This window comes from Frankia sp. CeTa3Moorea (assembly GCF_978021225.1).
In genome coordinates this window covers 84,080-94,899 of sequence record NZ_CDXDOR010000004.1, presented here as the reverse complement: position 1 = coordinate 94,899, position 10,820 = coordinate 84,080, and the positions used below count along the sequence as shown (strand labels likewise).

Here is a 10,820-nt window from a genome sequence, read left to right as displayed (position 1 = left end):
GGCGTACCCCCCGCTCCGGCTGACCGCCGCCCCGGCTACCCTCGCCCCGGCTGACCAGCGCCCGACGCGGCCGCGCGCCGCCTGGCGGCGTCATAACGGCCCTCACCTGCGTAGCACGGCGAGGCTCGCGCGCAGCAGTGCTGCGGCGTCGGGCGGGGCGCCGCCGGTTCCCGCGCCGGCCCCGGCCCGGGAACCCGGGGCACCTTCCTTGCCCGGGACGTCTCCCTCGCCCGGGAGGGCACGCTCGCCACCCGCAGCGGCGCCCTCGCCGGCGGGCGCGGCCAGGACCACGAGCGCCCGGGACACGGCGTCGTCGGCCTCACGACCCGAGTAGCCCAGGCCCACCAGCGCCTCCCGCACGGTCGCCGCGACCCCGACGGCATCGGCCGGCACCGGTTCCGGTCCCGGCGTCGGGCGCGGGCCGGGCAGCGGCGCACCACCACTCGGCGGACCGAGCCGGTCCCGCAGGTCCAGGACGATGCGCTGCGCACCCTTGCGCCCGATACCGGGGACCTTCGTCAGCACCGCGAGATCCTCCTCGGCAACGGCGCGGCGCACCGTGTCGGGATCGTGCACTCCGAGCACGGCCTGGGCGAGCTTGGGCCCGACCCCGGCCGCGCTCTGCAGGATCTCGAAAACGTCGCGCGCATCGGCGTCGGCGAAGCCGTAGAGGGTCAGCTCGGTCTCGCGCACGATCAGGGTGGTGGCGAGGGAGGCGGGCTCCCCCACCCGCAGCCGCGACAGCGTCGACGGCGAGCAGTGGACAAGCAGGCCCACCCCGCCGACCTCGATGACGGCGGACAGCGGGGTCAGCGCGGTGACCGTGCCGGCCAACGACGCGATCATCAGGTGGATCCGCCCGGCGCGGCGGAACGGAACCGGGCCAGCGCCGGCCCGCGCCACAGGTGGCAGAGCGCCAACGCGAGGGCGTCCGCCGCATCGGCCGGGCGTGGCGCCTCGGTCAGCCCGAGCAACCTGGTGATCATAAAACTGACCTGCGCCTTATCCGCCCGGCCGCTGCCGGTCACCGCGGCCTTCACCTCACTGGGCGTGTAGAGACCCACCGGCAGGCCCCGCCGGGCGGCCAGCATGATGGCGACCGCCCCGGCCTGCGCGGTACCCATCACGGTACGCATGTTCGCCTGGCTGAAGACCTTCTCAACCGCGACCGCCTCCGGACGGGTGCGATCAAGCCAGGCGTCGATGCCGTCGGACACGGCGCACAACCGTTCGGCGACCTCGGCGGTGGCGGGGGTGCGCACCACCCCCACCTCGACCAGGCGGGCCCGGACACCGAGGCCACCGTCGACGACCCCCAGGCCACACCGGGTCAGTCCGGGATCGACCCCCAGCACCCGCATCCACCCTCCCGACCGCACGTTCACAAGAACATTCGTTCGATTCTAGGGACGGCGACGCAACCGGACATCCACGACACGCCCAACAGATCGCCTGAGAAGACGATCAGCTGCCGACTAGCTCCATCACGTCGTCGGAGATGTCGGCATTGAACCAGACGTTCTGGACGTCATCGAGATCCTCAACCGCCTCGATGAGCTTAAGGACCTTGGCGGCGGGTTCGGCCTCCAGCGGCACGCTCACGCTCGGCAGCCAGGAGATGTCCGCGGAGGTGACCGCCAGGCCGGCGCCGGTGGCGGCCACCCGCACGGCGTGCAGATCGGTCGCCTCGGAGACCACCTCGAAGGCCTCCCCGACGTCGTTGACCTCCTCCGCGCCGGCGTCGAGCACGGCGAGCAGTACGTCGTCCTCGGTGAGGCCGGCGGTCTTCTCGATAAGCACGACACCCTTGCGGTTGAACAGGTACGACACCGACCCCGGGTCGGCCACCGTGCCGCCGTTACGGGTGATCGCCACCCGGACATCCGACGCCGCCCGGTTACGGTTGTCGGTCAGGCACTCCACGAGGATCGCCACCCCGCCCGGGCCGTACGCCTCATAGGTGATGTCCTCGTAGTTCACCCCACCGGCGAGCTCGCCGGAACCCCGCTTGACGGCCCGTTCGATGTTGTCGTTCGGCACGGACTGCGACTTCGCCTTGGCGATGGCGTCGGCGAGGGTCGGATTGCCCGCGGGGTCTCCGCCGCCCGTCTTGGCCGCCACCTCGACCGTCTTGATCAGTTTGGCGAACAGTTTGCCCCGGCGGGCATCGATGACCGCCTTCTTGTGCTTGGTGGTCGCCCACTTGGAGTGGCCGCTCATGACCTGCCTCTCTTGCGCCCGATCATCGACCGGACCCGGACGATCGGACGCTGTCGACGAATAGCCGGTGCACCCGGGCATCACCGGTCAGCTCCGGATGGAACGCGGTGGCCAGCAGCGGCCCCTGGCGGACCGCCACCGGCGCCTCGGCGACACGGGCCAGGACCTCGACCGCGTCTCCTGCCTTTTCTACCCATGGTGCCCGGATAAAGACCGCGTGCACAGGTGGCCCCGCCACCCCGACGACCTCGAGGTGTGCCTCGAACGAGTCCACCTGCCGGCCGAAGGCGTTACGCCGGACGACGATGTCCAGTCCGCCGATCAGTGGTTGATCCGGCCGGCCGCCCACGACGTCCCGCGCAAGCAGGATCATGCCAGCACACGAACCGAACACGGGCAACCCCGCGGCCACCGCCGCCCGCAACGGCTCCAACAGCTCGAACACGCGCAGCAACCGGCCGATCGTGGTGGATTCACCCCCGGGCAGGACGAGCCCGTCGACCTCGGCAAGCTCCACCGCGTGGCGCACCGCCACCGGCCGCGCGCCGGCCTCGGTGAGCGCCCGGGCATGCTCGCGCACATCCCCCTGCAACGCGAGGATGCCGATCCGCGGGCCACTCACCAGCCGCGGTCGGCGTAGCGGGCTTCCGGGGGAAGCTCGGTGACGTTGATGCCCACCATCGCCTCGCCGAGGCCCCGGGAGACCTTCACCAGAACGTCGGGGTCCTTGAACATGGTGGTCGCCTCGACGATGGCCCGGGCGCGGCGCGCCGGGTCCCCGGACTTGAAGATCCCGGACCCGACGAACACCCCGTCCGCGCCGAGCTGCATCATCAGCGCCGCGTCCGCCGGAGTGGCGATACCGCCGGCGGTGAACAGCACGACGGGCAGCCGGCCGAGCCGGGCCACCTCGGCGACCAGCTCGACCGGGGCGCGCAGCTCCTTGGCCGCCGCGTAGAGCTCCTCGGCGGGCAGCCCCGACAGCCGGGCGATCTCCGCCCGGATGGTACGCATGTGCACCACGGCGTTGGACACCTCGCCGGTGCCCGCCTCACCCTTGGAGCGGATCATCGCCGCGCCCTCGGCGACCCGGCGCAGTGCCTCCCCCAGGTTGGTGGCCCCGCAGACGAACGGCACCGTGAAGCGCCACTTGTCGATGTGGTGGTGCGGGTCGGCGGGCGTGAGGACCTCGGACTCGTCGACGTAGTCCACCCCGAGCGCCTGCAGCACCTGTGCCTCGACGAAATGCCCGATCCGGGCCTTGGCCATGACCGGGATGGAGACCGCCTCGATGATCTCCAAGATCATGTCGGGGTCACTCATCCGCGCCACCCCACCCTGCGCCCGGATGTCGGCGGGAACCCGCTCCAGCGCCATCACCGCGACGGCGCCGGCGTCCTCGGCGATGCGGGCCTGCTCGGCGGTGACCACATCCATGATCACGCCGCCCTTGAGCATCTCCGCCATGCCGCGCTTGACGCGGGCGGTACCGGCCTGCCGGGCGGAGTCGATCGCCGGGCCGGCGGCGGGGGCAGTCTGGCCCTCGGGCATGATGTGCCGTCTCTTTTCGCTGGGTCGGGTCGCCAGGGCCGCGGGGTACCGGCATGTCTGGCACCCGCATGCCGGTACCCCGCCGGATGGTTCCCGTGCGGGTGGGTCGGTTTTCCATGGTACGGCGATCTCGCGACCGGCCGAGCCGTCAGGAGGCCAGCCCCGGCAGGTCATCGCGAGGGACGCCCTCGCCGCGGATCGGCAGGGCGTCGTCGATCTCGAAGTAGCCGGGGGGCGACCGGCGGCCGGCCAGGTGCGCCATCCGCACCACGCGCCGGCCGGCGAGTGCCCGCAGGTCGCGGACCGCGTCGTTGTGGAACTGCCGGGCGAGCGCGACCCGGGCCGCGCAGGAGTCGACCGCATGCAGCTCGGCGGGGTGGTGCTGGCCGGCCGCGGCGACCTCGGCGGACCGTAACGCCCGGCTCAGGGCATTCTCGCTCTGCTCGAGGGCGGCGTCCAACGCCCCCCCGGCGAGCAGGCCTGGATAGGCCGTTCGGGCCCGGGCCACGCTCTCACCCAGCTCGGCCAGCTCACACCGCAGGGCCAGTTCGCGCGCGGCGTCAGCGCGGGCGACCAGGTGCGCCACCAGCCCGCCGCGGGCGTCCGCGACCCGGGCCGCGAGTCGGTCGAGCCGAGTGGCCAGCCAGGTCAGATAGGTCGCGATCGCCACCACCAGGGCGACCACCACCACGACGACGGTCATCCCGCGCAGCGTAACCAACGGCCGAATGTGACGTGGCTCTGGTACCGGGGCAGGTCAGTTACCGGGCAGGTCAGTCCCCACTCCTCGCGTCGCCCCGGACCGGCGGCTGCGTCGCCGTCGCGACCGACACCCGTATGTCCCCGGCGACCATCTGGTACACCCCGACGATCCGCTCGGCGATGACCCGCCAGTCGTAGGCGGCGACGACGGCGCGACCGCGTTCCACCAGCCGCGCGGCGCCGGCGGGATCACGTAGCACCTGGGCCAGGGTCGCGGCCAGCCGCGCGGGATCGCCGACGTCGAACAGCCTGCCGGCGCGCCCGTCATCGAGGACCCGGCGGAAGGCGTCGATGTCGCTGGCCACCACCGGGGTCCCGGTCGCCATCGCCTCGAGCAGCACGATCCCGAAGCTCTCCTGACCGGTATTCGGGGCGCAGTAGACCTGCCCGGAGGCGAAGACCCGGGGCTTGTCGGCGTCGGAGACCATGCCGACGAGGCCGACCCGCGAGCGCAGGGCGGGCTCCAGCCGGGCCCGCACCGCCGCCCCGTCACCGGGCCCCGCCACCAGCAGCCGGACACCGTCGATCTCGGCGGCGAGCGCCGGCAGGGCGGCTAGCAGCACGTCAAGGCCCTTGCGCGGCTCGTCGATGCGCCCGAGGAACACGACGGTGGGCCGCCCGTCGTCGTAGCCGGGCAGGGGCCGGGCGCCGGCGAAGTTCTGCACCGCCACCCCGTTCGGGATCAGGACGGCGTCGGCGCCCAGATGCTCGACGAGGGTGCGCCGGGCCGCCTCGGAGACCGCGATCCGGGCCCGCAGCTTCTCGAACGACGGCTGCAGCGCGCCGTGGGCCGCGGTGAGGAACCGCGACCGGGGGTTGGCGGTGTGGAAGGTGGCGACGATCGGCCCGTCGGCCAGCATGCAGGCCAGGAGGCTGACGCTGGGCGCGGTCGGTTCATGGGCGTGCAGGACATCGAAGTCGTGCTCACGCAGCCAACGGCGGACCCGGGCGGCCGAGACCGGGCCCATCAGAAGCCGGGCGACGGAGCCGTTGTAGGGCAACGGTAACGCCCGGCCCGCGTCCACCGCGTAGGGCGGCAGGGTCCGTTCGTCGTCCACCGGGGTGATGACGGATACCTGGTGACCGGCGGCGATCAGGGTCTCGGCGAGGTCACGCACGTGCACCTGGACCCCGCCCGGTACGTCCCAGGCGTAGGGGCAGGCCAGACCGATCTTCACGGCGGCGTCATCCGTCGTCGCGCCAGATCCGCTGGAGCATGTGCCAGTCCGCGGGGTGCGCGGCGATGCCGGCGGCGAAGGCGTCCGCAAGGCCCTGCGTCATCGTCGGGATGTCGCTCGGCTCGACGGCGGGATGGATCCGCCCGCTCCACCCGTCATGGTCGAACCAGAGCGTGGCGGGCAGCAGCGTCGCCCCGGTGCGCAGCGCGAGCGCCGCGGGCCCGCCGGGCATGGTGGCCGTGGCGCCGAAGAAGCTCACCGGGATCCCACCGCGGGAGAGATCCCGGTCCGCGAGCAGGCAGAGCATCCCCCCGGCCAGCAGGCGCTCGGTGAGCAGGTCGAACGGGGGAGCCTGCCCGCCGGTCAGCGGGACGACCTCCATGCCGAGCTCCGAGCGGAAGGCCAGGAACCGCTCGAAGAGCGCCTCCGGCCGCAGGCGTTCGGCGACGGTCGTGAACGGCACGCCATTCGCCACCAGCCAGGCGCCCGCCTGCTCCCAGTTACCCATGTGCGGCAGCGCCACGATGGTCCCCTTCCCGCGGGCGTGCGCATCCCACAACCGATACTGGTCCAGCAGCCGCAGCCGGCCGACGACGCGGTCCAGACCGATCTCCCGGAGGCGGAACACCTCCAGCCAGTACCGCGCGTAGGAGCGCATCGCCGCCCGGGTCAACCGGTCCAGATCGGTTCCCGGCGGCGCCACTCGGGCGAGGTTCGACCGCAGCCGGCGCACCCCCCGCCCGTCGCGGCGGTAGGCCAGGTCGGCGCCGAACCGGAACGCCGCGGCGGCCACGGGGTGCGGGAGCAGCCGGACGCCGCGCCAGCCCAGCGTGTAGGCGAGGTCGGTGAACCGCCCGGCCGCCGTCGCCCGCACGCCCGCCGTCAACGCTCGGCCCTTCGTCGGATCGTCTCGATGACCGCTCAGCGGCCGTTGCGGCGGGGGCCGAAGGCGGTCGCGGCCCGGGACGCAGCCGTGGTCCGGGACGCAGTGGCCGGGGCCGCCCTTGACGTCGGCGGGGAGGGCGGGTCTCCCGCGCGGTACCACTGCCGGTAGACGTGGACGACCCGCTGGACGACCGTCAGCATGGTGGCACCGACAAGGAACCACAGCGCCGCGGGCAGGAGGTAGGGCACCCCGAGGCCGTACAGCCCGGCGGCGACCAGCAGGATCAGCAACCGCTCGCCCCGTTCGGCGAACCCCACGTCACAGGTGAAGCCGAGTCCCTCGGCGCGGGCCTTGACGTACGAGGTGATCAAGCCGGCGACCAGGCAGATCAGGGCCGCACCCGCCAACGGCAGGGAATCGCCGTCGCCGGCGTACCAGAGGACGAGCGATCCGAAGATCGCGCCGTCACCGACCCGGTCGGACGTGGAGTCGAGAAAGGCCCCCCACTTGGAGGAGATGCCGCGGGCGCGGGCGATGACCCCGTCGATCAGGTCCGAGAAGACGAACAGCGTGATCACTACGGTGCCGAGGAAGAACACCCCGCGGCTGAAGAACCCCAGAGCCCCGCCCGCGACCCCGACCATGCCGATGATCGTCACAGCGTCCGGCGACACCGACGACCGGGCGGCCCACTGGCTCACCGGATCGAGCAACTTCTGGATCTGCGGTCGTGCCTTGCTAGCGAGCATGTCCGTCCCGTCGTCCCGCGTGGTCGTCCGCGTGGTCGTCCCACGTGCGCCCGGCTTCGGGCGGTCTTCACAGTACAGCCGCCACGATCCGCGCATTCCCGACCACGGCCGCCCTCGGGCTTGTGTCCCAGGTAACAGGGGAGGACGCTGCCGTTACCGAACAGGCCGTTACCTCCCAGTCAAGGAGGCGAGGATGTCATCAGCCTCGTGCGATGTGCGCAACGTCGTCCTGGTAGGCCACACCGGCGCGGGCAAGACGGCTCTGGTGGACCGTCTGCTCGCCACCGCCGGGCCGCCGGACCGCCAGAACGGCGACCGTCAGACCGCCCAGACCAGCTACGTCGGCCATGCCGATCCCGAGCGTCGCCCGGCACGGTCGGTCAGCCTCACCCTGTGTTCGGTCAGTCACCGCGGGCTCACGATCAATCTTCTGGACACCCCGGGCTATCCCGACTTCGTGGGCGAGCTGCGGGCGGGCCTGCGGGCCGCCGACGCCGCTCTGTTCGTCGTCAGCGCGGTCGACGGGGTGGATGGCGCGACCAGCATGGTGTGGGCGGAGTGCGCCGGGGTCGGCATGCCCCGCGCGATCGTGCTCACCCATCTCGACCATCCCCGGGCCGATTTCGCGGCGGCCGTCCAGGGCTGCCAACGGGCCTTCGGGGCCGGCGTGCTGCCGGCCTACCTGCCCGAGCGGGAGGCCGGCGCCTCGATGCGGCTGGTGGATCTGCTGTCCGGGCGAGTGCTGGAGTACCCGGGCAGCGGCCGCCGGGAACTCGCGACCCCGGCCGGCCTCACCGGCCGGTACGCCTCCGCCCGCGCCGCCCTGGTCGAGGGGATCATCGCTGAGAGTGAGGACGAGACCCTCCTCGACCGGTACCTGTCCGGTGATGAGCCCGACACCAAGCTCCTGCTCGGCGATCTGGAGACCGCGGTCGCCCGCGGGACGTTCTTCCCGGTGTTGCCGGCCGGTCTGCTTCCGGGTTCGACCTCGGGCCCGGGCGCCGCGGCAGGGGGCGATCGGGGCAGCGGGCGGGCCGGCGGTTTCGGCTCCGTCGAGTTGCTGGACCTGTTCGTGCAGGGGTTCCCCTCGCCGCGGGAGCATCCCCTGCCGCCGCTGAGCCGCCCTGACGGCTCCCCCTGCGACCAGAGCCACGGTGATCCGGCCGGGCCACTCGTGGCCGAGGTCGTGAAGACGACCACGGACCCTTACGTGGGCCGGATGTCAGTGGTCCGGGTGTTCTCCGGCACGCTGCATCCCGACGATGCGGTGCACGTCAGCGGGCACGGCAGAGCCGCGGCCGGGCACGCCGACCACGACGACGACGAGCAGGTCGGGGCGCTCTCCCGGCCGTACGGCTCGGTTCTGCAGACGGTGGGCGAGTGCCCGGCCGGCGGCATCTGCGTGGTGACGAAGCTCAGCACCGCCGAGACCGGCGACACCCTCTCCGATCGCGACGACCCGCGCTACCTGCCCGCATGGTCGATGCCCGAACCGCAGCTCCCTATCGCGATCAGGGCCCGCAGCCGCGCGGACGAGGACAGGCTGTCGACCGCACTCGGCCGGCTGGCCGTGGAGGACCCGACGCTACGGATCGAGCAGGACCCCGAGACCGCCCAACTCGTCCTGTGGTGCATGGGCGAGGCCCACAGCGACGCGGTCCTGGAACGGCTCGCCCAGCGCTACGGCGCCGCGGTGGACCGGACCGCGCCCCGGATCCCGCTCCGGGAGACGCTGCGTGCCCCGGCGCGCGGACTCGGCCGTCAGGTCAAGCAGTCCGGTGGGCACGGCCAGTTCGCGGTATGCCAGATCGAGGTCGAACCGCTCCCGGCGGGTGGGGGCTTCGAGTTCGTCGATGAGGTGGTCGGCGGCGCGGTTCCCCGGGCCTTCATCCCCTCGGTGGAGAAGGGCGTCCGGGCGCAGATGGCGCAGGGCGTCCGCACCGGCCATCCCATGGTTGATCTACGGGTCCGCCTCGTCGACGGCAAGGCGCACAGCGTCGACTCCTCGGACATGGCCTTTCAGATCGCCGGCGCACTGGCGCTCAAGGACGCGGCCCGGGCCGCCGGCGTCGTCGTGCTCGAGCCGATCCTGGCCGTCGGCGTCCTGGTACCCGACGAGTACGTCGGGGCCGTGATGGGCGACCTGTCCACTCGCCGAGGACGGGTCGTCGGGATGGAACCCGTCCCGGGCGGGCCCGGGGCCACCCCCCGGACGGTCGTTCACGCAGAGGTCCCTGCGAGCGAAATGACCCGATATGCGATTGAACTACGGTCCTTGAGCCACGGCACGGGTAGCTTCACGCGGGACCATCGCGGCTACGAGCCGATGCCACCACAGCTTGGGGATGCCCTGTCGGCGGAAGCGAAAAAATCGTCATAAAGCATGAATCCGACATAAAGCGGGAAAGACGGACGACCGGCAACCTTCGGCCCGGCTCAGGGAGGATTGCCGGCGGGAGACATCCGTGACCGCACACCCGCCGCATCGGGCCCGGCGCCGGGCGGGACCCGGTGCGGCGGGCAGCCCCGACGGGAGCGCCCCGACCCGGCTGCGGCCTCCACCGGGCCCGGCGCTACCCGCCCTGCTCGTCGGGCCCGGCGCTACCCGCCCTGCTCGTCGGGCGCGGTCTGCGCCCAGGCCTGGGCGAGCATCTCCCTGGTCTGCCCGAGCAGGGCGGGGAGCACCCTGGTCGCGCCCACCACGGGCATGAAGTTCGTGTCACCGCCCCACCGCGGCACCACGTGCTGATGCACGTGCGAGGCGATCCCGGCGCCGGCGACATCCCCCAGGTTCATGCCGGTGTTGAAACCGTGGGCCCCGCTGGCGGCCCGCAGCGCACGGAGCGCGTGCTGAACGAAGAATGCCATCTCGACGATCTCTTCGGGGTCCATGTCGGCGTAGTCCGCGATGTGGCGATAGGGCACAACGAGAAGGTGACCGGCATTATAGGGGTACAGATTGAGGACCGCGTAGACGCTTTTACCCCGAGCAACCACGAGGCCGTCCTCGTCGGACATCCCGACAATGGAGCAGAATGGGCATTCATCGTCACGGGAGCGGCCCTCGCCCCTGATATAGGCCATGCGGTGCGGGGTGTAGAGCCGCTGGAAAGCATCCGGACCGCCGACCCCGGCCTGCTCCTCCAGGGGAACCCCCTCGGGTGAGACCTCGGCCGTCACTGGGCGGCCGCCACGACGCCGCCCCGGCTGAGCCGAGTGAACACGCAGGCAGCGCCCATCGAGCGAGCCATGGGCACCGGAACCTGCTCGGCCATCAGCAAGGGCGCCGCCTCCCCGGGACGAGCTCCCCGGGGGGGAGCAATATCGTCTCGTCAATTTATCAGGATCTGAGCGACGAGAGACGCCCGCGGTACGCGAGGAGGCTCGCGTGCGGGTGCGGTCCGGCGCATGAAGAGGGAGACTGACGGCGTGGGGGGGTCGCCGCCAGTCCCCCTCAAGTGACGTAATCGGTTT

Annotated in this window: 11 protein-coding genes; 1 reads left to right on the top strand and 10 read right to left on the bottom strand. The window is 72.2% G+C overall.

Annotated elements, in window-relative coordinates; translation table 11 throughout:
* Positions 1-102: 102 nt before the first annotated feature.
* From ruvA to pgsA, 9 genes are all read right to left on the bottom strand, one after another.
* Positions 103-846, bottom strand: a complete 744-nt coding sequence (gene ruvA / locus AC08OV_RS01880) for a Holliday junction branch migration protein RuvA (protein ID WP_476615152.1) — start codon at positions 844-846, stop codon at positions 103-105.
* On the bottom strand, positions 846-1,361 hold the full coding sequence (ruvC, locus tag AC08OV_RS01875) for a crossover junction endodeoxyribonuclease RuvC (RefSeq protein WP_462185993.1): 516 nt from the start codon (positions 1,359-1,361) through the stop codon (positions 846-848). The genes ruvA and ruvC overlap by 1 nt, the downstream gene beginning before the upstream one ends.
* A gap of 103 nt (positions 1,362-1,464) precedes the next feature.
* Positions 1,465-2,220, bottom strand: coding sequence for a YebC/PmpR family DNA-binding transcriptional regulator (locus AC08OV_RS01870; protein WP_462203079.1), 756 nt, complete (start codon positions 2,218-2,220; stop codon positions 1,465-1,467).
* A gap of 22 nt (positions 2,221-2,242) precedes the next feature.
* Positions 2,243-2,842 (bottom strand): pyridoxal 5'-phosphate synthase glutaminase subunit PdxT, encoded by a 600-nt coding sequence (gene pdxT, locus AC08OV_RS01865; protein ID WP_462188109.1) that lies wholly within the window; start codon positions 2,840-2,842, stop codon positions 2,243-2,245.
* On the bottom strand, positions 2,839-3,771 hold the full coding sequence (gene pdxS, locus AC08OV_RS01860) for a pyridoxal 5'-phosphate synthase lyase subunit PdxS (RefSeq protein WP_476592782.1): 933 nt from the start codon (positions 3,769-3,771) through the stop codon (positions 2,839-2,841). The genes pdxT and pdxS overlap by 4 nt, the downstream gene beginning before the upstream one ends.
* Positions 3,772-3,919: 148 nt before the next feature.
* A complete protein-coding gene (locus tag AC08OV_RS01855) occupies positions 3,920-4,474 on the bottom strand; it encodes a LemA family protein (protein WP_476615151.1) in 555 nt (184 codons plus the stop codon).
* Between the two features lie 70 nt (positions 4,475-4,544).
* Positions 4,545-5,711 (bottom strand): glycosyltransferase family 4 protein, encoded by a 1,167-nt coding sequence (locus AC08OV_RS01850; protein ID WP_476615150.1) that lies wholly within the window; start codon positions 5,709-5,711, stop codon positions 4,545-4,547.
* A gap of 7 nt (positions 5,712-5,718) precedes the next feature.
* A complete protein-coding gene (locus AC08OV_RS01845) occupies positions 5,719-6,597 on the bottom strand; it encodes a phosphatidylinositol mannoside acyltransferase (RefSeq protein WP_476615149.1) in 879 nt (292 codons plus the stop codon).
* Between the two features lie 35 nt (positions 6,598-6,632).
* A complete protein-coding gene (gene pgsA, locus AC08OV_RS01840) occupies positions 6,633-7,346 on the bottom strand; it encodes a phosphatidylinositol phosphate synthase (protein ID WP_476619169.1) in 714 nt (237 codons plus the stop codon).
* 193 nt (positions 7,347-7,539) lie between these two features.
* On the opposite strand from pgsA, the gene AC08OV_RS01835 reads away from it, so the two are divergent.
* Positions 7,540-9,726, top strand: a complete 2,187-nt coding sequence (locus tag AC08OV_RS01835; RefSeq protein WP_476615807.1) for an elongation factor G-like protein EF-G2 — start codon at positions 7,540-7,542, stop codon at positions 9,724-9,726.
* Positions 9,727-9,947: 221 nt separating this feature from the next.
* Here the strand turns inward: AC08OV_RS01835 and AC08OV_RS01830 are convergent, their stop codons facing one another.
* Positions 9,948-10,526: an HIT family protein gene (locus tag AC08OV_RS01830; RefSeq protein ID WP_476615806.1), complete on the bottom strand. Its 579-nt coding sequence runs from the start codon at positions 10,524-10,526 to the stop codon at positions 9,948-9,950.
* Positions 10,527-10,820: the final 294 nt, after the last annotated feature.

Excerpts from the sequence above, each read along its gene's own strand:
- ruvA (WP_476615152.1), bottom strand. The coding sequence starts at position 846 with ATGATCGCGTCGTTGGCCGGCACGGTCACCGCGCTGACCCCGCTGTCC.
- ruvC (WP_462185993.1), bottom strand. The coding sequence starts at position 1,361 with ATGCGGGTGCTGGGGGTCGATCCCGGACTGACCCGGTGTGGCCTGGGG.
- AC08OV_RS01870 (WP_462203079.1), bottom strand. The coding sequence starts at position 2,220 with ATGAGCGGCCACTCCAAGTGGGCGACCACCAAGCACAAGAAGGCGGTC.
- pdxS (WP_476592782.1), bottom strand. The coding sequence starts at position 3,771 with ATGCCCGAGGGCCAGACTGCCCCCGCCGCCGGCCCGGCGATCGACTCC.
- AC08OV_RS01855 (WP_476615151.1), bottom strand. The coding sequence starts at position 4,474 with ATGACCGTCGTCGTGGTGGTGGTCGCCCTGGTGGTGGCGATCGCGACC.
- pgsA (WP_476619169.1), bottom strand. The coding sequence starts at position 7,346 with ATGCTCGCTAGCAAGGCACGACCGCAGATCCAGAAGTTGCTCGATCCG.
- AC08OV_RS01835 (WP_476615807.1), top strand. The coding sequence starts at position 7,540 with ATGTCATCAGCCTCGTGCGATGTGCGCAACGTCGTCCTGGTAGGCCAC.